The sequence below is a fragment of the Paenibacillus sp. SSG-1 genome (genome assembly GCF_002224835.1).
GTDB lineage: Bacteria > Bacillota > Bacilli > Paenibacillales > Paenibacillaceae > Paenibacillus_AQ > Paenibacillus_AQ favisporus.
Map to the genome: position 1 here is coordinate 5,195,297 of NZ_MBRK01000001.1, position 24,536 is coordinate 5,219,832.

Here is a 24,536-nt window from a genome sequence, read left to right on the forward strand (position 1 = left end):
ATGGGATATTCTACATGTTGTTTCCGAAACCCTTTTTATATCTGCCAAAAAAGCCGTTACGGGGTCACATGCTGCAGTTTATCCGGATTCGTGACCATAAACATACGGACAGGCCGCGAGTCGCTGTCAAACTGGAAGGACAACACCGCAAAGAGCTCGTCGCCACGGTTCAACCGCAGGCCAGGCTGCCCGTTGACGTCGATCAGCAGCTGATTCTCCGGCTTGATATTTCCCGGGGCAATCCCTTGAAGGAAGGCCAGGATACGATGGCTGCCGATGATCGGGAAGATCGCCGAGCGAACCTTGCCGCCGCCATCCGTGTACAATCGGGCATCATCCGCAAGCATGCCGACAAATTCCCTGAAATCGCCGGAATTCGCCGCTGCCATAAAAGCGCGGGATAGTATTTCCGCATGCTTGGCCTGGTCGGAAGTGACGCGAGTACTTTCTACAGGCACTGCAATCGGCGGCTCGGCGGCCGCTCTCTCCTCCCGCCCCGGAACCGGCGCGGTGCTGACCTTCTGCTTCGCCCGGCTGTAAAGCTTTCGGCAGTTCGCATCGCTTTTGTCCAGCAGCTCGGCGATATCCCGGTAATCGTAATCGAGCGTTTCCCGGAGAATGAAGACGGCTCTCTCCACCGGCGACAGCTGTTCCAGAAGGACGAGCAGCGCGTAGGAGACCGATTCGGCTTGGATCGCTGCCGTTTCGGGAGTCTGACCTGCATCAGCCGTCTCAGGTTCCGGCAGCCAAGGGCCGGTATATACTTCGCGTGTTTTACGGGCCGACTTCAGCATATTGATGCTCCGGTTGGTCACCATTTTAAGCAAATAGGCCTTCATGTTTAAAATATGATCGGTCTGCATCGTTTCCAGCTCAATGAAGATGTCCTGCACAATATCCTCGGCGTCCGTGAGCGACCCCAGCATTCGGTAGGCGATGCTGCTCAGCAGCGGCTTATACTCTACATATAAACTGGATGTATCTGTTGTCATCTATCCATCTCCGTCCCCGCTCTTTTCCGCTTATTGTAACATAGCCTACGTGAATCCGGGGCTGACGCCCTTACGATGAATTACTTGCTCCCTGCCTGATTGGACACTTGCATTCCCTGATGTGCCAAAGAAGCCGCCGCAGATTCGGCTTCTTGAAATGCCTTAGCCAGCACCTCATCCCTCTTCAAGGAATGATTGCCCTGTGCCCGGATGATTTGATAGTCGACGCCCATAAAGTTAAACATCGATTTCAAATAACGATGGGAGTACTCGACTTCCGTGTACCAGTCCTGGTTCGTATAAATCCCGTCGCTTGCCTGAATGACGACAACGTTCCGTCCGTCGGTCAGCAGGCCGATCGATCCCTTGTCCGTATAGGCGAAGGTCTCTTTGGCGATCAGGATGTTATCCATATAATCTTTGAGCTTCGAAGGAATATTAAAGTTATGCAGCGGCATGGCGATGACGTACCTCTTGGCGCTCTTGAACTGCCGAAGGATATCCGACATCCGGGAAGTGAGCCGCTGCTCTTCTTCCGTTAAGCGCTCATTTTTTTGCATTTTTTCCTGTGCGCTGAAAAATAATCGATCAATGCAGGGCACATCTTCCGAATACAGATCAATTTGTTCGATAGGCCCCTCCGGATTCAGGTTTCGATAAGCTTCTAAAAAGTGCCGGAGCACGGTCAAGCTTACGGATGAAGCGTCCTCCACTTTCGGATGCGCATTAATGACAAGCAGCTTTTCCATAAATTCTATCTCTCCCTCCTAGTTTCAACACTATTGAAGACAATCCACAATTTGATTTTGTGACAAGATGGAGAAATTATTCAAAAAAAAGCAGCCGGTCACAAAACCGGCTGTCTTCGCACTTCCAATATAGAGTTTTCATGAAAACCGGTCACAGCCCCAGCGCTTTCCCTTTTTCCAGACGCTGAATGTGCTTCTCCCCCTCATCGGACAAGGCACGGAACTGATTGATCGTGTCCCGCATTTTCGGAAGCGCCGCCTGTTTGTAAGAGCTGATCGCTTCAAAGGCGGAGATGGCATCGGAGAAAGCCTGCTTGAGCGTATCGACGGAGACGCTGGTTTCGATGGCCTGCTTCTGGATCGCTACGCCTTGGTCCTTTAACATCCGGGAGGTGCCGGCAATAATATTGTTCGTCGTTTGATTCAGCAGCTCGATCTTCTTGAGCACAATGCCTTGGTTGTACAACGCACTGGCCACGGTCACCGCGATTTTCAGCGCCGAGATCGTGACGGTTTTGGCCCGGTCCACGCCCCGGATCAGCTCGCGGTTGTTGCGGATGACTACTTCATAGGCCATGATGCCCTGCTGGTTAACCACCAGCATCTGCTGAAGATCCATCACGCGTTGCCGCATCGGAAAAAGGACTTCCTCCGTAATAAAACGGACTTTTTCGGGATCTTCTCCCCTTTGCTTGGCCGCTTCAATCTGCGCCTCGATCGATTCGTCCATCATCGTCCCCAGCTGAATTTCTTTCTTCAGCGTCTTCGTCAGCTCCCGGATCGTTTGCTGCTCCAGCTCCAGCGTCGTGTTGTCGTTTTTGAGCGTCGTTTTCCCTTTGTCGAGGGATACGACAATGTCAGCAATGACGTCGTCTGCCTTCTCAAACTTCAAAAAGTATGCCCGCAGCGGGTTGAACAGCTTGCCAAGGAATCCCTTTTTAGCAAAGTCGATCAGACTGGGGTCCAGATCCTTCAGCTGCGTATGCAGTTCCGTCAGCCCTTTGGCAACGGCTCCCCCTTCATCCCCGCCTTTGGAAAGATTGCCGACAGACACCTGCAGCAGGTTGTTCTTCTCGGAAGAAAGCTTCATCGTATCCAGCCCGAAGCTGTCGATCGATTGCAAAATCTCCTTGCGTTTGTCCAGCGACTCCACATCCAGCTCCATAATGGAAGCCACATTCGCATCGGCGATTTCTTTCAGCTTTGCTACCTCTTCCGGTACCGGCTTAACTTCCTCCTCGATCACAGCCTGGATCTGCTCCGCACTTGAGACACTCATCGTAAACGCCATATCTCATCCTCCCCCTTTGACTTCACCCTTACATTTGAACGTTGAACAGATTTCCGATCTTGTACACGACGTCATCGGTATCCGCATTGATGCTGGCGGCTTCGTTAATGCTGGAAATGCTTTGCAACGCCTTGATGTTGGCGTTATAGCCAATGGTATAAATCGGAACTTTGTAGTTCTCAATCAGTCCTTTGATGTCGCTGAGCGAATTGCCTTTGTTCGTTTCACCGTCGCTTAGTACGAAAATAACGGGTTTCATGTTCGGATCGGCCGCCAGCTGGTCCTGCAGCATCTTGAGGGCAACCACGATGCCGTCAAACGTCGCGGTCTGGCCGCTCGCCTGAAGGCTGTTCACTGCGCCCACGAACATCGACTGCTGATTGACGTCGTATTTTCCGATCGGGAGCTGGATGGTCACGTCGTCGGAATAAGAAACCATGCCGATGCTGTTGTCTTTGCCCAAATATTTTTGACCCTTAATGAGCGATTCCTTCAGGCGGTTCAGCGGTTCACCATCCATGCTGCCTGACGTATCCGCCACAAATACGGCTACGATCGGCTTGCTTCCGTTCTTCTTCTCTTTCCATACCTTCTGGGCGGATGTCAGCAGCTTCCCGTCAATCGGGGCCATCTCGGATTTGTAATCCTCCAGCCCGTTGAAGCCTTTGTCTTTCGCTGCTTTAGCGTACTTATCCTGGGTTACGAATTCTGCGAACTTTTTCAAAATGGCCAGCTTCTCCGGCTTCGTATCGCCAAGCGCGTAGAGCGGACTGTCGTGACGCACGCCAAATGGAGTGAAGACATAGCCGCTTTTCAGGTCTGGTGCATTGACGAACGTCTGGTACTCCAGAATGAACCCGTCGAGAGAGCCCGATGTAGCCGCATCCCGCATTTGGATCGTCGTCGAGGCAATGAATGGTACGTTGGCTTGGAATTTCTCAAACCCTTGAACCGCTTTATCGCTTAAAATATTGGAGCTGTCGAACGTATTCAGCGAGGTCACCAGGAAATTCAGGCCGGTCGAACTGGCAAAAGGATCCGTATAACCCATGACAAGCTCGTTGCTTGCGATCGCATCCGTTACCGTTTTGACATTGATGGAACCGTACTTTTCGACAAGTGCATCGTATTTGGACTTCTTGATGACGATCCCTGGAACGTTGCCTACGAGGCGCTTAGACACCAATTGGGTTTTGACACCGCTGGACTTGACCATCTCTCCCCATAATTCGTTGGAAGGCGTGAAGGCATCCGGTACGTATTTACCTGACATGATATAGTCCGCTGCCGTACCGGAAGCGATGTTGCGGACCTTAACCGATACGGGAGTTCCGTTTACAGCCACATTCGCTTTATTGAACTCCGTCGCCGCCTCCGTGAGCCAGCCGTCCACGCCGGTTCCCGACTTCTCGGTCGATGAGAAAATCTCGACATAATGATCATTCGTGTTCGGCACCGTAATCGGAAATTTGCTGATATCGGGAAGGGATGAGGCCACATCCACCGGGTCCAGGTCAATTTGTCCTTTTACAGGCGTTGCCGTTGCGGGTGAAATCTTCGAATACAATTTATCCAGCCGTTTGGCTGCGTCTTCCGCGGTCACCTGGTCTTTCGATTTCCCGAGATTCGAGGTTACCGTAATTCCCCCGTACACGAGCGCAAATACAAAAATCAACACGATCACTGAAGTCAGAATAAACCTGCCCTTCTTCACTTGAACACCTCTAATTCTTATAATATTTGGTTTGATTAATTAACAGATCGATTTCCTGCATGCAGGGCATCTTCTCGATGTCGCCGGCTTCGAAGCTGTCCAGGCGGGATATTTCCAGCAGGAGCTTATCCAGCTTGAGCAGGATCTCTTCATTGGTCGCCAGGGAGTTCTTGGTGAATGTTAAATACTCGTTGTAGATCTGCTTTCTTTCTTGGAGCAATTCTGGAGGTAGATGGGAGGCTTTAGATCCACTAAGACTTTTAAACTCGGATTCGTCGAATGCGCCCAGCCGGTTCAGGATGCTTTTGAGGTTGAGGTAAAATACGTTTTCTACCGCCTGGACCGTCGACATGAATTTTTTGTAGCTAAGCTCGCTCGGATCGAAACGCTGGGTCAACACGCCGACCAATTTGTACTTCTTGCGTGCGATGCGGTCGAGCTGATTTAAAGCAAGGGATATATCCGCTTCTAACGCTTTTACTTTCTTGTAGTACTGCAAGGCATTTACGTAGTCATCATGCGTCTGGATCTGTTTGACCGGCACGGCAGCCGGAGTCTTGGCGTTAACACTGTAAACCGAATAAATGAGGACCAGAACACTCGCCAGAAGGAAGGTAATCCCGAATGCCGTCGAAAAGGCGCTGCCGCCGAGGTTAAGACCGATAAACCCCGGGGAGAACAGAACGATGTTCACGACGATGACCCCCAGAGTGATACCCAGCAGTTTTATGTATTTCATTCCCAATTAGGTTCGCACCTCCTTCATCACTAATCTCATCCTTTACCATATTCTACATGATGATGTTTTGGGATGTCATTTTTTGTAACGATTTATTTTTAATACGGTTCGATCTCCGTTTTGGCTTCATTTATATAGATTGAACTAAAGTTTGCATTGAGCTTCCTTTTACGGCGGCTCACTAGAGGCCTATAACACGTTCATTTCTTTAGTTCATTCTATGTTAACTGGCTACTTATTTTCCTTATGCTCGGCAAGATGACAGTATGAACGAGAACGAATGGAAGTCCCCTTAACCGCAAAAAGACAGCCGCTCAACAAGCCGGCTGCCTTCATTTTGGACGGAGCTATTGCATTTACGCTAGATGATGAATCACTCATATGGATAATGGAGCAAGTACGTAAAATGTTCCTGCGACCGCTCTTGTTTTCGGACTTCTTAATGTATAGAGCCTTCTTAAGTGGGAGAAATCCGAAAATCAAAGCCTATGCTTCCAGCTCTTCTCATGCAGCCTGGCGGCGCATTGTCAAAGAATACACGGCCGGGATCAGCCCAAGGGCGACCCCTATTCCACCCAGCCAGCCGGCTGCTGTCAGAGAGATGCTGTCCACAATAACACCTCCGATGACAGCCCCAACAGCCATCCCCAACTGCACGATGGAGTTGTTCAAGCTTAAGATGATCCCCGAAGCCTGGGGAGCCATACCGATTAAGTACACTTGCTGAACCGGACCCGTCGACCATGCAAAGAAGGACCACAGCATCAGCAATGGGAGCACAAGCATGGAGTAATGGGCAAACGCTGCCAGCAAAAATAAAATACCCGAGTGAAAGATCAGACCGCCTACCATCGTGCGGGGGATCCCCCATTTGTCTGCACCGTAGCCGCCGACTTGGGAGCCCAGGAGACTTGCCAGCCCAAATGCAAACAGCCCGATGCTTACCATCCGTTCGCTCATCCCCGTAATGGTCAGAAGAAACGGCGTGATATAGGTATACAGAATGGTATATCCCATTATCCAGAAAAAGCTGATGGACAGCGCAGCGGAAATCCGGGGCGTTTTGAACAAGGCGAGCTGTTCCCGAATGGGAACGGGAGCCTCTCCCTCTGATTTGGGAATCGCCAGCAGAAGAACCAACATGGCGAGCAGGCTGAGCACGCCGATTCCCGTGAAAATAACCTTCCAGTCATACGAGCCCGCAATGACCCGTCCCAGAGGAACCCCCAGAATGAGCGCGAGATTAAAGCCTAAGAGAACGGTGGCGATCGAACCGCCCTGCTTTCCAGGATGGGCGATTTTGGCCGCAACGGTAAGGGCGACAACCATGAATACCCCGGTACTGATGGCCAAAATGATTCTTGCCCCCATCAGCATGCCGTAACCGGTAGATGTGATGGTGATCAGGTTACCTATGAAAAACAAGCCCAAAGCCGACAGCATCAGCTTTTTCCGATCTATCTTTGCTGTGAGCGCAATCAGTATCGGGGTACCAATCGCATAGGCAAGCGAGTAGACAGTAATCAACTGGCCGGCCGCTGCTACCGACACGCCAACGTCCTTTGCAAGCATATCCAGTATGCCGGCAATCACAAACTCAGAGGTTCCGACTAAAAAGCTCGCAATCGCCAATATAAAAATTTTCCATCTCATATCGTATCTCTCCTAATTCAATCAATTTCATAGTTCTAAATCTGTAGAAATGGTGGGTGAAAAAATAATATCTCCGCCCTTAGGCATCTAACGCCCCGATCGGGTCACTGCGCTCCATCATTACCGCTTGATGCTTGACGGTCGAGCTCTTGACGGACTATCGGTGCTACCTTGGTGCCGAGCAGCTCAATCGTTCGCAGCAATTCGCGATGGGGGAGCGTGCTGAAATCCACGTACATGAGAAATCGGGTTAGGCCCAGATTCTTGTGCAGCAATAAGATTTTCTCCGCCACATATTCAGGGTCCCCGACATAAAGAGCGCCATGAAGGCTGCTGGATGCATCGTATGAGTCACGTGTATAAGGAGACCAACCGCGTTCCCGTCCGATCCGGTTCATTTGGGCAGCCATCACAGGGTAATACCGCTCTGACGCCTCTTGTGTCGTATCGGATATAAAGCCATGCGAGTGCGTAGCAATCTGCAGCTGATTTGGATCATGCCCGGCTTTCACAGCCGCTTCCTTGTAGAGCTCCACCAAGGATGCGAATCGCTGCGGAAGTCCGCCAAGGATTGAGAAGACGATCGGAAGTCCCAGCAAGCCGGCCCGTATGGCCGATTCCGGGCTACCGCCCGTGCCGATCCAGACCGGTAAAGGCTGCTGCACAGCACGAGGATAGATGCCCATATTGTCAATCGCAGGCCGATGTCCGCCGCGCCATGTCACCCGCTCCGAAGCGCGGATCTTGAGCAGCAGTTCCAGCTTATCTTCGAACAATTCCTCGTAATCCTTCAGGTCATAGCCGAACAGCGGGAACGATTCGATGAACGAGCCTCGTCCGGCCATGATCTCAGCCCTCCCGTTCGACAGTCCGTCAAGCGTCGCAAAGCTCTGGTATACCCGCACCGGATCATCCGAAGACAACACCGTCACCGCGCTCGAGAGCCGGATGTTCTTTGTTGTCGCCGCAGCAGCAGCCAATATGACGGCTGGCGACGAGCTTGTATAGTCGATACGGTGATGCTCACCGATGGCAAAGACGTCAAGGCCGACTTGATCGGCCAATTGGATCTCTTCGATGGCTTGACGCAGCCGCTCGACATGTGAGACACCCCCTTTTTCGGGATCTGCATGAAGAAACGTACTGATTCCAATCTCCATCGTATTTGCTTTGTCGCTCATAAGAGTGCACTCCTTCTTCATAGAGTATAGAGGATGACTTGTACATCAATTCCTCAGTTCTAGAACTATCGAAATGTTGGTTAAAAAAATTACGCCATTAAATAAGGCGCAAATTTTTCCGCCACATCCCGATTGACGTTATAGTGAATATACGATCCGCTTTTCCGTGAATCAATCAGACCGGAATCCGTCAGCTGCTTCAGATGATGCGACAGCGTCGAACCCGCAACGGATTCAAGCTTCTCACCGATGGCCGTGAAGCATAGATCGCTTTCTTTCGAGAGCAGCAAGGCGATCTTCAGCCGGGTTGGTTCCCCCAGAGCTTTATATACCTTAACGGCCTGCAGATCTGTTTGATGATCACCCATGATGATGCTCACCTCCTCCATCTATTCCGCAGTTCTATAACTATCGAAATCCAGTTTAGCATGATGCCGTTGGAAAGTAAAGGGCTTCACCTAGGAGCTGCAAATGGCCTGCCAGTTCAATAAAAGGCAGCCGGTCCTTAGGCCGGCTGCTGCTTGGTTTTAGGTTTGGTTTTGCGTTTGACGTGTCTGTCCTCAGACACAAGTAATAGAAGCCTGTGAGTTGAGCCGCAATACCGTGATTTGCTCGTCTCCGATCACTTCACCACTGTCACGGAAGCCGAGGCTTTCATACAGCTTTTTGGCGGGCGCATTATCGGCCTTGTAAGAAATCCAGCAGTATTGTGCTGGACCTGCCGGAAAAGTGCGGATAAACTCCAGCACCTTTTTCATGGCTTCCCGGCCATAGCCTTTATTTTGGTGCCGCTGATCCATCATCAGCCGCAAAATACAATAGCCGTCATCTGCGATGGATGGGGTATCGTAACCGGTAATTTTATACGTGATCATCACAAAGCCGACGGGCTGCTCATCCGCGTAAATCGCAAACGGAAAAGGATGCCCTCCATTGGTCGCAAGAACATAACACGAAGCTACGCTGGACAAATTGGACGCAACGAAGCGGCGCTGATCTTCCGAAACCTCTAGTTTAAATATTTCGCGTCTGTTTTCGAGCGTGATTTTTCTGAGTGTAATCATGCAGGATTTCTCCCTTCCTTATCTTCGGCAAGATCACCGATTCGTTTTTGCGCCGCGGTCGCTTTAATAACATACAATCTATGCAAAAAAAGTAATAGACTTATATTGAATTTTTTTATAGACTATTCTGTATCCATGGCATTTTTAGGAATATGTTGTGTTCTTGAAGGAAATGAAGGTTCTTCGAGGATGATGCAGAAACTTGGCTGCGTTCAAGAAGGTGTGCGGAGACAAGTGGTGTATATCAATGGCAAATACATGGATTTTATTTTGTATGGCTTAACCAAGGATGAGTTTATTCAAAAGCAAAACGAGAAACTCAACATATAAACGGAGAAGGGGCTGCCTAGCGCAGCTCCTTTTTTATGCTTGATTTACTTAATGCACTCGTGGAGGTAGGAGCTTGAAGAAGCTTTGGAATAAAAAATAAAGGATAAATCAGTAAATACAGATTGGGTATCCACCACATCAGGTCGTAGTCCGCTTTAATGATCCAGAACGCTATCGCCTGCAAACCCGAACAGAAGGTTAGGGTAAGAGAGATCAAAGCCATCTGGCTCCATCTGAGGTCATGACGTTTATGTAAATATAGACTGTATATTCCTGTTATCGAAATGAAACTATCTAACGGAAAAAAGGACCAATTCCAGATGACTAATAACTCGTTGCTATAATCCTTGTATAGGTAAGCTTTGGGAATAAACGCAAAGATCGTAACGATCCAATACACCATAAATCCGATATCTGTAAACAAGAACAGCACTCTCAATTTCTTACTCAAATCACGCTCTCCCCCCGCCAAGATTTAAACCGATGACGCCGGCAATGATAAGGATGATCGATATGGTCTTCAATAGAGTCAATGGTTCAGAAAAAAAGAGTATGCCGATAACAACAACAAGAGCTGTTCCTAGACCAGACCAAATCGCATACGCAATGCTCACCTCGATTCCTTTTAATGCAAAATTCAAAAAAGTTAAACTGGAAGCGTAAAAAACAAAGAGCAGCAAAGAAGGAGTAAGCCTGCTGAAACCTTCCGACAATTTCATCGTTGTCGTTCCGGCTACTTCCGCCAGGATAGCCAACGTTAATAATATCCAGTGCATACCATTCCTAACCTTCTTTCTGTACAATGCCGGACAATAGAATGTCCACCATATCTTCTAAGCTTTCCTGCAGACCTTTGTTACTCTTACGTGCTGAGGGGTCTTCTATTAGTCGATAGAATCCGCCGACATATAGGTCAATAAATAATTCAGTATTAAAAGAGCGAAGAATCCCTTCGCTGATGCCTTCATTAAACAAGCTAAGGATGCTGTCCCATTGTTGGTTCAGAAATTGATCCAGCAGCTTCCACTGCAATGGATAGAAACGTTGGAGGTCCGTTATAAGGTTCATATCTACAAACTGAAAATCTGCAGGGACAAGAACTAAACACTTTTTCAATTTAGTAAGTGTACTCAGTTCATTGTTTTCAAGAATCGCCTTCTCCTTTTCTTTCAGTTCATTCATCGTATCATCGAGAATGGCAGTAATGAGTTCCTCTTTTGAAGAGAATATTCCATAGAGTGTTTTCGTACTCATCCCTGAAAGCTTCGCAAGTTCCGCCATGGTGAAACGGAGACCTCTTCGCTTGATTTCGTGTCTCACCACTTCCATAATTCGATCATTCATTCATTTCACTCCTGTTGCGGAAAATAATAAAAATATAATATTTTCCTGGTTTTATTCAATATAATATATCCCCCTTCCTTTCGTCAACTTACAATGCCCCCTGATTAACCCAAGAAGGAAAGTACAGAGCCCAGCTGCCCCAGTTGTCTGATCCAATGATCCGAACGCTCGCTAATCTGCTGCCTTGGTCGCCATTGCTCCCACTCGCTTATCGCATATTTATAAAAATGAACAGATAATTTGAAATAGCCCTCATCTTAGAAACAAGATGAGAGCTATTTGACGATTAAGAATATTTGACCAGTAATACAAACTTCACTTTCGTTTCTTCTGACAAGTTCATTAGCAAATCAAATAACTCCTAGTTGCGTCTGCTATATTCGATCTCTTGAATGTTGTCGTCAATTACTAGATGAGTAGTTGTGTTGATTTGGCGGGAGATATGGGATTGAATGGGACGACTTCAATGCCCATCACCCTCACCGTACAGTCAAACCACCATCGATATTGAGAATGGTTCCAGTGACCCACTTTGCTTCGTCAGAGGCCAGATAGACAGCGGCATTCGCCACATCTTCTTCATTTCCAATGTGCCCCAGCGGGTACGCGCTTGTAACGTAGTTCTGATATTCGAGAAGCTCTTCTTGATTCTTTGTATCAAGCCACTTCCGGAAGGTCGATGTGTCAATAGAACCAGGAGCGATAGCGTTAGTGCGGATCTGGAGTTCACCCAACTCGTTAGCGAGCGCTTTGGTGAGCGTATTGATCGCGCCACGTGTCATCGAGTAGGCTGATGATGGCCGTCCCGCAATCATTTTTTGAGACCAATAGGTTGAAATATTGAGAATATTCCCTCTCGTTGCGGTCAGTGCTGGCAGCAAGTGTTGAATGAGAAGAAATGGTACTTTGATATTGAGGTTCACCATTTCATCTAAGAGGTCCAAGGAAAGGTCAGGAAGAGGTTTGAAATGGGCCACTCCAACATTGTTGACTAACACATGTATTTGGCCGTGTGTTCGCTCAAGCAGTGTTGCTGTCACATGTGGAATGCTTGAAAGATCTTTAAGATCGGCAGAGACTGTCTCAACTGAGACACCTTTTGTCTGTAAAAGCTGCTTTGCATGAAACAGTTTTTCTTGATTTCGAGCGACTAAGACAAGGTTTGCGCCATTTTCGGCAAATGCCGAAGCAATGGCAAAACCGATCCCATCGCTTCCTCCTGTAATCACTGCTGTTTTTCTCTCTAATCGCTTCACTGTAACCCTCCTAAACATATAATATAACTGCCCACGGGTTGTACCCTCGGCTGAAGTGCCTCTATAGGCCCGTTCAATGCGCTAGCTCAGCAAGTTTCTCCGCATAAATGCCCGTGTCTGAACCCTCACAGTTAAAACTACTTTCATCTTTAAAATACACTTGTGCGTGTTATTTGCCCTGTGTATATTTACACTATAATAAAGGTTCGATTGATTCTATTGCCACAATACGCTATTTGCGTATTAATACACATATTGTTATCATTGTGTACAAAATAATGGGGGACTTGCTCTATGAATAAAATAGATAGAAGAGTATTAAAGTCTCGACAGGCTATTCAATCGACCTTTTTGCAAATGTTAGTTAAGGAAGGGTTTGACGAGATTACGGTTAGAAACATGACGGAGAAAGCCAACATTAGTCGAAAAACGTTTTACCTACATTATATGGATAAGTATGATCTATTAGATAAGATTGTGGATGACCATATAGCACAATTGCGAGAAATATGTGATCAAAAAAAAGACACGGGACTTATAGAAGATTCTGTTTCATGGTTTTCTTATTTTGAGCAGCATAAATCATTTTTTGCCGCATTGTTTAAAAGCAGAGATGCTTCATCATTTCGCAAAAAGCTATCGTCTTTTACGATGGGGGAAATCAATAAAAAGATTAATGAGGATTCGTATCCCATTACCGATAAGCATATTTTTTTGAAGTTTCTAGGAACGGCAATAATAGGAGTATTGGAATCCTATATACTTGATGAAGTAGATAGCGATATCGAAATTGTAGCTATGCAAGTTAAGCAGCTATTATATAAACTGAACATTCAAATAACTTTTCCTAAAACCGGATACGCCTAAAAGGTAACGTTGGGGAAGCCCCTGGCTGGCAAGAATGTTCCGCCCCATCGTCAATTCAAATTTGTGGCTACATACCCGTTCTGAATTCTTGTCCTGACGGACTGCACACTTAGCCTGCAACAAGTCCAGGTTAACACCAAGGAAAATCAGCCAACGAAAATCAACGTTCCCCCCCATAACCATTCTGAAATCATCTGTAAATCACATACTCTCGCTGTAAGCAGCATTAATGCCATAATCTCTCCACTATTGCCTTTACAATCGTCAGCCCTATTTATCTAAAGCAGATGCCATTGCTTAATCAGAAGACTATGCCGCTCTCTGTCCCACGTGTTCTCTTCGTGAAGAGGCTTTGGTCGTTTTTTCTGCCTTTTAAAAGCAAAAGAGTCACAGCCATGGATCGTGACTGTGACTTTTCGCGCTAAAGATCAATAAGCACGCTTTGGCTGGCATTGTCCCACGTTACTTCACCTAACATAATGCCGGCAATCGTCTGGAAATCCTCAAACCCGATCTCAAATTGCCCATAGCGAAAAGCATATCCCCAGCTGCGCTTCCCGCGGGTAAAGGTAAGCCGGTCCAATAGAGGGGCAATCTTCACTTCACGGCATGGATGGTAACGAATATCCCGGCGAAAAGGCACAAAGGATTCGGACATCGGATACTCGTAGACCCTGTCACCGGTCACCTGCCCAATGGCGGTAAACGCTTGAAGCGGCTCCCCTTTCGACATGTCGGTTCGTGGAGAGTAATATATGAGCCAATCGCCGGGACTCATCCGGCGCAAAGGCGCTGCTTTTCCATGACAGAGCTGGGCAAATCCGCCTTGGACCCCCCGCTTCACGTGAGAGGCAGATACAACGCCAATCCAATAGCGGCTGTTTTGCTCATCTGCGGTAACCGGCATGATTTGATCTTCGTTTTTCTTTTCCAATATGGGTGCCTCCTTAATAAATCATCTCCTATGACTATATAAAAACGCTGCTGACAACGGTCTGTCAGTAGCGTTTTAGCATCTGGGTACAAACCAATGATATGACTTCTAAATAGTCCTCACTAATCCTGAGAAAAACGAAAATACTTGCTAAGAGGCATGGAGTGGTACTCCAGATATCCCTTGGCTTGCAGCAAGCGGCTTAAAGCAAGATCATAATCGTCCTCCTGCTGAAAGAGTACCGTGACATGGCAGTGTGCTAGTGCCACATGATCCGTCAGATGTTCGGCGATGTGGTACAACATGCGTTCTTCACTTTTCTCCAAACTTTTAGATGAAAATACATGCGCCGTGATATGATTTTCTCTCTTGTCCTCCCCTATTCCATCCTTAAGCCATGGAAAATCCTCATCACGGCTTGGCCGCCCCTCATCCACAATGATAATCTTGCAATCTTTACCGTTCATGGCAACATCCCATGCTTCCAAATCCTTTAATCTTAGGATTCTTTGAAGTTGTTTTAAAAAATCGATGTTCATGTTAAGCTCCTTTCAAAACAAAACTTACACCTGAGTGACGGCTACTTGATTCAGTCTATACCCTTCCTATCGTCAAAGGTCTCTATGGTATACTTGTATCGTAAATCAGCCTCAATGATCATGCTGATACCTTGAACGAAACCCAAACCAACAGGTGGTGATCGACATTAATGACGGTACATAACAGTAGGGCCAAAACGATGGGGGCGTTCCTCAAATCGCGCAGGGAACGTCTCTCGCCAGAGGATGCGGGATTAAACTTCTCCAGCGGTCAGCGCAAAACACCCGGCCTTCGACGGGAGGAGGTAGCCATCCTGGCAGGCGTAAGCGCCACTTATTATACGTGGCTGGAGCAAGGAAGAGAGCTATCCGCCTCCAGGGAAGTCATCGAGAGCATTGCCAATGCTCTTCAACTGTCTCCGGACGAGAGAGGCCATTTGCTTCAGCTGTGGAATCCATATGAGCCCGATCCCAATGCTGCGAGTTCGGCGCCTCCCGCTGCCGTGGATCCACAGCTGCAGAAGATCATCGATCAAGTAGCCTACCCCTCATATATCACCAATAAGAGAACTGAAGTCCTCGCTTGGAACGAGGCGGCCAGCAGAATGTTAACCGATTTTGCTTCCATTCCAGCTGAGGAGCGTTCATTAATTCGGTTGGCTTTCGAAAATGAACAATTGCGCCGACGGATCGTGAATATCGATGAATTCGCGAGTTATGGGGTTGCGGTATTCAGAACCCATTATGATAAACACCGGGACGATCTTTGGTTTGAAACAACGGTGGAGCATCTGATCCAAAGCAGCGAGGAATTTAACCGCTTGTGGAAGCCGTACGAGATTCGACTCAAGAAATTAGACCGGGTTATTTTACAGCCTTCGCCCTCTGATACCCCTGTGGCTTATGACATCCGGCCGCTCGCGAATCTGTCCGACAGCCCGGATCTGCACATCTGCGTCTATATGCCGGCTGCAGTGGATAAGAAAGACTGACGGGTAATATTTTTACTAGTAAAAACGCTGTGTGGTTGCCTCAAGTTGGATCGCTTAGAATTGGTTCATGTTCGAGCGATACTAACGAAGGAAACGAGGGAATCTCTATGGTACAGAAAAGAAAACTAGGTAAAGAACTTGAAGTGTCAGCCATCAGTCTGGGCACGATGACGATGCCGAATAACGAGGAATCCGTTCGCACGATCCAGGGAGCGTTGGATCTGGGCGTAACGATGTTCGATACGGCCGATTTTTACGGCGACCCGGAATTCCGCCGGTTCGGTGAGAACGAGAAGCTTGTCGGACGCGCCCTGAAAAGCCGACGCGGCGAGGCGATTATCGCTACCAAATTCGGGATCACACACGGCCAAGGCCCGAAAGGCGACCCCGCCTATATAAAAAAATCCGTCGATGCCAGCCTCTACAGCCTGGGCCTCGATTACATCGACCTCTATTACCAACACCGGCCCGATCCTAACACTCCCATCGAAGAAACGGTCGGAACGCTGGCCGATCTCGTTCAGCAAGGAAAGATCCGCTTCATCGGGTTATCGGAGGCACCCACGGACATCATCCGGCGAGCCCATGCCGTCCACCCTATCACCGCAGTCGAAACTGAATATTCGCTGTGGAGCCGGGAAGTGGAGGATGAAGTCCTCCCTGTTCTTAAGGAGCTGGGTATCGGCCTCGTCCCTTACAGCCCGCTTGGCCGCGGCTTTCTAACCGGTCAGATCAAGAAGCCTGAGGACTTGCCGGCAGACGATTACCGGCATCGTTTCCCAAGGTTTCAAGGCGAGAATTTCGTCAAGAACGTTGAGGTTGCCTCCTTGGTCGAGAAGTTAGCCGCGCAAAAAGGCTGCACCCCCGCCCAACTAAGCCTGGCATGGCTCCTGGCCCAAGGCGAGCAGATCGTTCCGATTCCGGGAACGAAACGGCTTGACCGTGTGCAGGAAAACCTTGGCGCGCTGAATGTCAAACTAACGGCCGACGATTTGGCGGAGATCGAGCGAATCTCACCTAAGGGCATTGCCTCCGGCAGCCGTTTTCGTCAAGCCTGACTCATATAAAAACCGGTCAGAATATGATTCTTAAACAGATGAAGGGCGCCCAACGGGGCTCATTCATGCTCCCTCCCCTCCATTGAAAAGCGCATAATCCCTCAGCCTCCTCATTCCTTTGGAATGTGGGGGCTTGTTCTTTTGAACGATGATTCAGAAAAAAATATAACAATTTTATATTTGTTATATTTTTATTAGTAAATTTACATAACTTAAATATTGCCAGTCGCACCCCGTTATGATAGTATATTGACTCGAAAAGGGATAAATAAAGCGGTTACATATTTCTTGAATATGATATTCTGTTAGCTTAACAACCGCTTTGTTAGCCCTTTATCTTCTATCAATCAAGGGGAGTTTTCATGAAAAAGTCATCCAAATGGCTGGGCACTACCCTATCGGCGGTATTGATCGCTTCACTATTGTCTCCTGCCTACGGATCGGCAGCTGTCCAAACGGACACCAGCGGCATGACCGCCAATGACCTTACAGGGCACTGGGCACAGGCCAGCGTGCAAAAATGGCTGAGCAGCGGGCTGATCCAGGGCTATCCGGATCACACCTTCCGCCCCAATGCAGAAATCACACGTGCAGAATTCGTATCTCTCTTAAATCATTTGTTCGGCTTTACAGCCCAGTCGAAGGAAGCTTATGCGGATGTCCCTGCCGACACCTGGTTTGCAAGCGCTTTCTCCATTGCCAGAGAAGCCGGTTACTACACCGGATATCCCGGCAACGCGGCCAAGCCCAGCGAACCGCTAACCCGTCAAGACGCTGCGGTGCTGCTTGCCCGGGCGTTTGAATTCAGCGGAAACGAAACAGCCTCCTCCCTTAGCTATCTAGACCAAGAGAACATCGGGGTGTACGCCCGCAAAGCGGTCCGGACCCTCTCCGGTTACTTCCAAGGCTACCCGAACGGGACCTTCCGTCCCGAGGAACCGATTACCCGCGCGGAAATCGTTACCCTGATCGATAAGCTGGTCAGCGCGTACTATCCGGCTGCCGGTACTTATACCGCCGGGAAGATTCAAAGCAGCGCCGTGGTGAACCACGGGGGTGTCGTCCTGAAGGACGCCGTCATTCAGGGCAATTTATATCTGGCGCCAGGAATTGGCGACGGCGAAGTCACCCTGGATCATGTCACGGTTCAGGGCACCACTTTCATCGAAGGCGGCGGCGCCCATACGGTCATCGTCAAAGACTCCGACCTCGGCAGCGTTCTCGTCAACCGCCGCGACGGCCAGGTGCATGTACAGCTGTCCGGTACGACCCATATCGGGCAGCTGACGGCAAACAGCCCGTCCCAACTGGACGCGGGTGACAGCTCGATCATCGACAGCGCCGAGTTCAATCAGCCGATGCAGCTGGCCCTCGGCGTCAGCGCCTCCATCGCTTCCCTGACCGTGAACCCGTCAGCCGCAGGCACCGCAATCACGGGCACGGGCAGCATCAAGCAGGCGGTGATCCAGGGCAGCGGCGTCACGCTGAACGGCAAGGCGCTTCCGCCTGGAACGACCAGCATCTCAGGTGGAGCAGCCAATGCAAGCCCTGCGCCTTCCGGAAGCACAGGCACCACAGGCACAGGCGGCAGCCCTTCGGGCAGTACAGGCGGAGGTTCCAATTCCGGCGGGAACGGAAACAGCAGCGGCGGTGGCAACGGCGGCAGTCCGGTGGAAAACGTCACGACCGTCAACCTGACGGACGCAGCGGCAACCGACCGCACCAAATCGCTGTTCGTCTATTTGAACCAGCTCCGCGGCAAGAACATCCTGTTCGGCCAGCAGCATGCCACGACCGAAGGTATGTCCATCACGGCGAAGGACGGAACCCAATCAGACACCTTCAACAGCGTCGGTGCCTATCCGGGGCTGTTCGGCTGGGATACGCTGAGCTTGGAAGGCAAAGAAAAGCCAGGTGTGGCCGGCAATGCCGAACAGAGCCGCGACAACCTCGTCGCCGTCATGAAGAAAGCCTACGCCGACGGCGGCGTGCTGACACTCAGCTCTCATATGCCGAACTTCGTCACCGGCGGGGATTTTTACGACACCAAGGGCAACGTCGTATCCCACATCCTGCCTGGCGGGGACAAGAACGCAGCGTATAACGCTTTTCTCGATCAGATCGCCGACTTCGCCTTGCACCTCAAAACCGATGACGGCAAGCCGATTCCGGTCATCTTCCGGCCGTTCCATGAGCAGAGCGGAAGCTGGTTCTGGTGGGGGGCTGCTTTTACAACGACTGACGAATACAAGGAGATCTACCGTTATACAGTTGAGTATCTCCGCGACAAGAAAGGCGTCCACAACTTCCTGTACGCCTACTCGCCGGGCGGCGGTTTTGGCGACTCTGCGGATACCTACTTAAAAACCTACCCGGGCGACGACTACGTCGACATTCTCGGGTTCGACAGCTACTACAACGGCGAGGGCGACTCCTGGTTTAACGGCGTCAAGACGGAAGCCAAAACCGTGTCCAACATCGCGGACAGCCGCGGAAAAGTCGCTGCCTTTACCGAGTTCGGCTACCAGAAAATGAAGGTCACTGGCAATACGACGCCCGACTTCTACACGAAGCTGGCAAACACGCTCAAATCCGATCCGGACGCGAAAAAGATGGCGTTCATGCTGACCTGGGCCAACTTTGGGCCGGACTCCATTTACGTCCCTTACCCGACCGGCGATCCAAATCAGGAGCATGAAATGCTGCCGGATTTTAAAAAGTACTACCAGGATGCGTACACGCTGTTCAGCGACGGGGTCATTGGCGCCTATGATAAAAAGGTCAACACCGCCTCCGAACAGGGCTCCATGCATATCGCCTCTCCGACGGACCAAAGCACCATTAAGGAGGCTTCAACGACGATTCGCGTCCGCGTCCTGAACGAAACGCCGGATCGTGTCGTCTACAGCGTGCAGGGTTCGGATACCGAGTATCCGATGACCCTCAACCCGGACAGCGGGTACTACGAGGCGCAGTGGACGCCGGCAGCGGAGCAGAACGGCAAAACCGCGGACATCACCGTCAAAGTGTATGGCAGCAGCGGGGCCGTGCTGCATGAACAGACAAACACGGTGTTCGTGAAGATCGGCGAGGTGCTGGCCGGTGCCTACACTTTCGATACCGCCGCTGACACGGAAGGCATCCAATACAACGGCGAATATACCAGTTCTTCGGAAGAAACGAATGACGGAAGCGCGGTGTACAGCGATTTTAACGGCGGATCCCTGAAGATCAGCGCTCCGCATTTGAACGGAACCGATTCATGGCAGGAGCTGAAGCTGGAGTTGAAGAACGCCAAGGCTAAAGCCAGCGCCGGCTCGCTCGCGGGTATCCAACGGGTCAAAATGGACGTGTGGGTCCCCGCTGCAGCCGGGGCATCCAGCGAGCAGGCCAGCCTGCGCGCCGTAGGGCAGCTCCCACCGGACTGGACTAATAAGTACGGCATGGACACAACGTATTCGTCATTTGCGTCCCTGCCCAAAGAAACGATCGATGGCGTGGAGTACGTTAAATTCAGCCCGACGATCGATTTTACGAACGCGGATGCGCTGGCGGCTGCCGACGACATCGCCTTGTCCATCGTGGGCAGCGCGCTGCAATCGGATGGAGATACGCTCCCGGTCTACGTCGATAACATTAGGCTCTACAGCGCCTATGCCGAATCGGCGGGCGACCCGTCCGTCGTCGACGACTTCGAGAGCTACCTGGGCAGCAGCGACGCACTGGCAAGCAAGTTCGTGCACGCCGGCGGCGACCCGGCCGGCGCTGCGCTGGACGGCACGCACAAGCACGGCGGCAGCTACGGGCTGAAGTACACGTACACGCTGGCAGGCAGCGGCTACGCCGGCATCACCAAGGCGATGAACGGTGCGGATTGGTCCGGCTTCAACGCCCTGCAGTTCTGGTACCAGCCGGACGGCCAGGGCCAGAAGCTGGTGATGCAGATCAACGCGGACGGCAAGACGTACGAGTACTACCCGGACACCAAGACGACCGAGCCGGCGCTCATCACCGCTCCGTTCAGCGAGTTCAAGCCCGCCAACGGGGCGACCGGCACGTTGACGAAGACGAACCTGAAGAACGTCCAGGCGTTCTCCATCTATACGAACGCGGTGCCGGACGGCAACCGGCTGACGTCGTCGATGTATTTTGACGACATCCATGCCCTGCTTGATCCGAACGCTGGCACCGTGCCCAGTGGCAGCGCAGGCGGCGGCACCACACCCGGCGTGCTGTTCGACTTCAACAGCTCCATCACCGGCTGGTCGCTGAACGACGACACGCTCGGAGCCGGCAACCTCGCCAATCCGGAGGATGGCGGCAGCAAGGTGCTCAGCGCGGACTTTCCGTCTGCGGGCGCAGCCGACAAGCACTTTGAGCTCGCCTACATGAGCGACCAGGACCTCAGCCAAGGCAGCACCCTGATGGTCCGCGCCCGAGTGGCCGGCGGTACAGCCAAAGCGAAGCTGTTTATCAAGACCGGGTCGAACTGGGCATGGGCTTCCACTGACGAAGTCGAGCTGACAGGCGAATACCAGTGGATCAAGCTGAATTTGAACGGCAAGGACATCAACGGCGACGCCATCGACAAGACGCTGATCAAGGCCATCGGGCTGCAAATCGCTTCATCAAGCGGTGAAGGAACGATGACCGTGTATGTGGATGATGTAACACTGGATGAGAAAACGCTGGATGCCGTGGTCAATGGCGACGCTGAGGTCAGTGGGGATGGCGCTGACAGCGACACAGGAAGTGACGTCGCAGATTCCAGCGAAGCCGGTAACGCCACTGGTGAAGGTACTAACAGTCAAGGTACTGTGGATGAAGGTAGCGAGCATTAGGGAACGATGAATGAAAGCCTGGAACCATCTTCATTACTAAACTCTCCTTAATCAACAATGCAAAAAGGACCCTCCGCTGAGGGTCCTTTTATGCGTGTTATGGAAATTGCATTGAATACATTGTTACAAGAAGGCTGTCAAGCCCCAACCACCGTCAACAGCATCGTCGATGCCTGGAAGCGGCCGCTTTCCGGAACGACGCACACGATCTGCTGCCCCGCGGAGAGGCGTCCGGAATACAGCAGCTCCTCCAGCATGATGTAAATCGAAGCCGCCGCGGTATTTCCTTTGGTGTACAGATTTGTAAACCATTTTTCCTCAGGGATCGTCACGCCGCCCTGCTCCAGCAGCTGGAAGATCTCTTCCCTGAACACATGCGACGAATAATGGACCACCATCCAATCGACCGCGCCCGGGTCAAGCCGCCCTTCTTCCACCAGCTCCAAAAACCGCCGCGTCCCGACCTTCGTAATTTCATTCACCAGCCGGACGTCCTGTTTCAAATTCAGCGCGCCGTGATCGGCCGCTTCATGAATCGAGGCGTAGTCCAGCCACGAACGGCCGCCATCCTCCTTGCTCATGCCGGAATACATGCAGGTCTCGTACTCATTGGCATACGACTTGTTGTCGATCCACTCGATGCGCAGCGAGAGCCCCTGTGCGGAGGGTTCATTTTGCAATAGGGCTGCCCCCGCTCCGTCCGACAGCATGAACCGCAGAAAGTCCGTGTCAAACGGTACCCGGCCGTTACTGTAAATGCCCTGTGCCTCGAATTTCGTATGTTTGAACTCACGGCTCAGAAACTCGCTGGAACAAGCGATGGCGGTCCGGTGCTCTCCTGACTTGATATGTAAAAAGGCATTCTTCAGCGCATGCATCCCGCTCGCGCATAACCCCGAGTGCGAAGAAATCTCCATCACCGGCAGTCCCGTCTCGGCATGCACCATACTCGCAAAACCCGGCAGCAGCAGGTCCGCTCGTGTCGTACCGGTCGCCAAGAACTCGACGTCCTCCGGACGGACACTGGCGCTGCGCTCCAACGCCTGGCGTATGGCCAGGGCCGCCATCTCCGCGTTGGTGTACAAGCTTTTCTGCTCCTTGTCCATCGCGTAATAGCGCTGCTTGATCTGATTCTTTTCCAAAATGATACGCTTCGTCTTGGAGGATCTGCCTCCGATTTTGCCAAGGTAATCTTCCATTTCCTCATTGCCCACCGGGGCGCCGGGAAGGAACTTCCCCATGCTCGTGATATAAACGGATTTCATATAACACCTCACTAAAGATATGATTACTAATTATGATATTAATCCCACTAATTGTAAAGTAGATGAAAAATTAGTAGATTCAAATACTCTCCAGGTGTGTTTTTAAACAACAAAAAAACCGCTTTATTCAGGCAGCGGCAGCCTCTGCGATCCACTCTTTTACCGTTGCAGTCACGGGATGAAGGAAGCCGGTTCGAATGCAGCGCAGACAATGGAGATAATCCAGGAAGGCTCAATCAAGAATGGCATACCACATCTTATTGGAAAAGCGTTCATGCGTGTTGGGTAAAGGCGGGATTCAGATCAAAATGGTTGTCTGCCTTTACAATCGGTCCCATGCGGCTGTCTTCAATTTAGACTCTTTCATCTTCCATTTGTCTATGACCCTTTCAAAGATACTCACATAGATTAATAGTGCAGTACCGATTCTTTGATCAGAATGGAGTGGATGCTATGAGTTTTTATGTTAGAAACAGTACGCCGAACCCCGTATGGGTCGCGGTGGGGTACTATGATCCGGATTGCAGTCCGATCACTTATTCAAAAGCTGGCTGGTACCGGATTACCCCTGGAAGACGTATGCTCCTCGTAACGGGATCCTCCGTAAATCAAACGTATTATTACTATGCCTACGACCAATTCGGCAATACGTGGAGCGGAGATTTCCCCACCTATGTTCCGAGTACGGCTTTCAATATGTGCTGGATTGAAAGATGCCAAGGTACGGGCTGCAGAGAAGTAGGGTTTGACGAGGTCAACGTCGGCAATTTCCAAAACTATACCATTACCCTGGTAGAGGCCGCAGGCGCAGCGAAATCAAAAAATATGAGAGCACCAAAAAAGAGTACACGAAAGTTTAAATTAGGCAAGGCCAGCTTGAGAAAAACTCCTGGTAAATTGGGCAAACTGGGCAAAGTTAGAAAGCCGCGATATGGTAAACGGAAATAACGCTTCATTCCAAAGCCGCAAAGATTCTTATCGGGAATCGCGGCTTTTGCTATTTTTCACACATCATGCTATAGTCATTAGTCTGCTTAGATTCTTTTACATAATAATTAAGATAACGACGAAGGAATAGGCCACCCGTATTCAGAATGATTAGTATCCATATCAACCGGTAGGAGTGATGAGTGATGAATCAACACGAGTTTGATATTGTGGTCAAACCAGCCGAGGATTCTCAATTGGATTTGCTTGAGGAAGTGTTCAGCCCCGGGAATCTGACGTATCCCCAGCATCGGCGATTCGAAGTACAGAGGAAAGGTGAGGGCGTATTTCTGATCGCATGGCATACAAATCAACCGATTGGACATTTCTTACTGCGATGGAGTGGCCCTGAGGATCCTCGTGTAACTCAATATATCGATGTGACTCACAGTGCCTTTCTGGAGGGAGGACTGACGAAAGAGGACTATCGCAAAAAAGGGGTAGCGACGGCAATCATTCGTGAGGCTGAGAAATTAGCAAGCGAAAGAGGCTGCACCCATATCGGTTTGGAAGTGAGCAGCAAAGACAATCCCGAAGCAAGAAGGCTGTATGAACACCTGGGTTATATCGACTGGGGTTACGGTGAATTTCAGATCAGTTGGGAATATCATGATAAGCACGGAACAAGCACCCGCTCCGATATTGTTATTTTTATGCAAAAACCACTAGTCTATTGATCAGGCGAAAGCCCCCCGTTCCAGCCAAGGATATGGGGGGCTTTTCTATCGATTGATCTCATA

At 50.3% G+C, this 24,536-nt stretch carries 22 protein-coding genes; 6 read left to right on the forward strand and 16 right to left on the reverse strand.

The window, feature by feature from the left end:
• Positions 1-56: 56 nt before the first annotated feature.
• From BCV73_RS23900 to BCV73_RS23965, 13 genes are all read right to left on the reverse strand, one after another.
• Positions 57-992 (reverse strand): sigma-70 family RNA polymerase sigma factor, encoded by a 936-nt coding sequence (locus BCV73_RS23900; RefSeq protein WP_089548794.1) that lies wholly within the window; start codon positions 990-992, stop codon positions 57-59.
• 80 nt (positions 993-1,072) lie between these two features.
• Complete coding sequence (locus tag BCV73_RS23905; RefSeq protein WP_089548795.1) at positions 1,073-1,741, reverse strand: FMN-dependent NADH-azoreductase; 669 nt, start codon at positions 1,739-1,741, stop codon at positions 1,073-1,075.
• A 151-nt stretch (positions 1,742-1,892) separates the two neighbouring features.
• A complete protein-coding gene (locus BCV73_RS23910; RefSeq protein WP_076173875.1) occupies positions 1,893-3,032 on the reverse strand; it encodes a toxic anion resistance protein in 1,140 nt (379 codons plus the stop codon).
• Between the two features lie 28 nt (positions 3,033-3,060).
• Complete coding sequence (locus BCV73_RS23915; RefSeq protein ID WP_076173876.1) at positions 3,061-4,746, reverse strand: vWA domain-containing protein; 1,686 nt, start codon at positions 4,744-4,746, stop codon at positions 3,061-3,063.
• Positions 4,747-4,756: 10 nt separating this feature from the next.
• Complete coding sequence (locus tag BCV73_RS23920; RefSeq protein ID WP_076174015.1) at positions 4,757-5,485, reverse strand: hypothetical protein; 729 nt, start codon at positions 5,483-5,485, stop codon at positions 4,757-4,759.
• Between the two features lie 504 nt (positions 5,486-5,989).
• Positions 5,990-7,138, reverse strand: coding sequence for an MFS transporter (locus BCV73_RS23925; protein ID WP_089548796.1), 1,149 nt, complete (start codon positions 7,136-7,138; stop codon positions 5,990-5,992).
• A gap of 104 nt (positions 7,139-7,242) precedes the next feature.
• Complete coding sequence (locus BCV73_RS23930) at positions 7,243-8,319, reverse strand: LLM class flavin-dependent oxidoreductase (RefSeq protein WP_089548797.1); 1,077 nt, start codon at positions 8,317-8,319, stop codon at positions 7,243-7,245.
• A gap of 89 nt (positions 8,320-8,408) precedes the next feature.
• Positions 8,409-8,687, reverse strand: coding sequence for an ArsR/SmtB family transcription factor (locus BCV73_RS23935; protein WP_076173879.1), 279 nt, complete (start codon positions 8,685-8,687; stop codon positions 8,409-8,411).
• Between the two features lie 192 nt (positions 8,688-8,879).
• Positions 8,880-9,383, reverse strand: a complete 504-nt coding sequence (locus BCV73_RS23940; protein ID WP_076173880.1) for a GNAT family N-acetyltransferase — start codon at positions 9,381-9,383, stop codon at positions 8,880-8,882.
• A gap of 346 nt (positions 9,384-9,729) precedes the next feature.
• Positions 9,730-10,164, reverse strand: coding sequence for a YvaD family protein (locus BCV73_RS23950; RefSeq protein WP_089548798.1), 435 nt, complete (start codon positions 10,162-10,164; stop codon positions 9,730-9,732).
• A gap of 1 nt (position 10,165) precedes the next feature.
• Positions 10,166-10,489, reverse strand: coding sequence for a DMT family transporter (locus BCV73_RS23955; protein WP_089548799.1), 324 nt, complete (start codon positions 10,487-10,489; stop codon positions 10,166-10,168).
• A 7-nt stretch (positions 10,490-10,496) separates the two neighbouring features.
• Complete coding sequence (locus tag BCV73_RS23960; RefSeq protein WP_089548800.1) at positions 10,497-11,057, reverse strand: TetR/AcrR family transcriptional regulator; 561 nt, start codon at positions 11,055-11,057, stop codon at positions 10,497-10,499.
• Between the two features lie 479 nt (positions 11,058-11,536).
• Positions 11,537-12,313, reverse strand: a complete 777-nt coding sequence (locus BCV73_RS23965; protein ID WP_089548801.1) for an SDR family NAD(P)-dependent oxidoreductase — start codon at positions 12,311-12,313, stop codon at positions 11,537-11,539.
• A gap of 294 nt (positions 12,314-12,607) precedes the next feature.
• On the opposite strand from BCV73_RS23965, the gene BCV73_RS23970 reads away from it, so the two are divergent.
• Positions 12,608-13,180 carry a TetR/AcrR family transcriptional regulator gene (locus tag BCV73_RS23970; protein WP_089548802.1) on the forward strand — a complete coding sequence of 191 codons (573 nt, stop codon included), beginning with the start codon at positions 12,608-12,610 and terminating at the stop codon, positions 13,178-13,180.
• A 421-nt stretch (positions 13,181-13,601) separates the two neighbouring features.
• Here the strand turns inward: BCV73_RS23970 and BCV73_RS23975 are convergent, their stop codons facing one another.
• Entirely contained in the window at positions 13,602-14,087 is a 486-nt protein-coding gene (locus tag BCV73_RS23975) for an EVE domain-containing protein (RefSeq protein WP_179232157.1), read from the reverse strand.
• A gap of 149 nt (positions 14,088-14,236) precedes the next feature.
• Entirely contained in the window at positions 14,237-14,653 is a 417-nt protein-coding gene (locus BCV73_RS23980; protein WP_089548803.1) for a hypothetical protein, read from the reverse strand.
• Positions 14,654-14,823: 170 nt separating this feature from the next.
• Between BCV73_RS23980 and BCV73_RS23985 the strand changes: the two genes are divergently transcribed.
• The 3 genes from BCV73_RS23985 (at position 14,824) to BCV73_RS23995 (ending at position 21,544) form a co-directional block, all read left to right on the forward strand.
• The gene (locus BCV73_RS23985) at positions 14,824-15,645 is read left to right on the forward strand and encodes a helix-turn-helix transcriptional regulator (RefSeq protein WP_089548804.1); all 822 of its coding nucleotides are present in this window, start codon (positions 14,824-14,826) and stop codon (positions 15,643-15,645) included.
• Positions 15,646-15,752: 107 nt separating this feature from the next.
• Positions 15,753-16,703 carry an aldo/keto reductase gene (locus BCV73_RS23990; RefSeq protein WP_089548805.1) on the forward strand — a complete coding sequence of 317 codons (951 nt, stop codon included), beginning with the start codon at positions 15,753-15,755 and terminating at the stop codon, positions 16,701-16,703.
• A gap of 362 nt (positions 16,704-17,065) precedes the next feature.
• On the forward strand, positions 17,066-21,544 hold the full coding sequence (locus BCV73_RS23995) for a glycosyl hydrolase (RefSeq protein ID WP_089548806.1): 4,479 nt from the start codon (positions 17,066-17,068) through the stop codon (positions 21,542-21,544).
• A 137-nt stretch (positions 21,545-21,681) separates the two neighbouring features.
• On the opposite strand, the gene BCV73_RS24000 is transcribed toward BCV73_RS23995, so the two are convergent.
• Positions 21,682-22,809 (reverse strand): beta-ketoacyl-ACP synthase III, encoded by a 1,128-nt coding sequence (locus tag BCV73_RS24000; RefSeq protein WP_089548807.1) that lies wholly within the window; start codon positions 22,807-22,809, stop codon positions 21,682-21,684.
• A gap of 453 nt (positions 22,810-23,262) precedes the next feature.
• On the opposite strand from BCV73_RS24000, the gene BCV73_RS24005 reads away from it, so the two are divergent.
• Together BCV73_RS24005 and BCV73_RS24010 are read left to right on the forward strand one after the other, a co-directional pair.
• The gene (locus BCV73_RS24005) at positions 23,263-23,757 is read left to right on the forward strand and encodes a DUF1036 domain-containing protein (RefSeq protein WP_089548808.1); all 495 of its coding nucleotides are present in this window, start codon (positions 23,263-23,265) and stop codon (positions 23,755-23,757) included.
• Positions 23,758-23,942: 185 nt separating this feature from the next.
• Complete coding sequence (locus tag BCV73_RS24010) at positions 23,943-24,473, forward strand: GNAT family N-acetyltransferase (protein WP_076173894.1); 531 nt, start codon at positions 23,943-23,945, stop codon at positions 24,471-24,473.
• Positions 24,474-24,536: the final 63 nt, after the last annotated feature.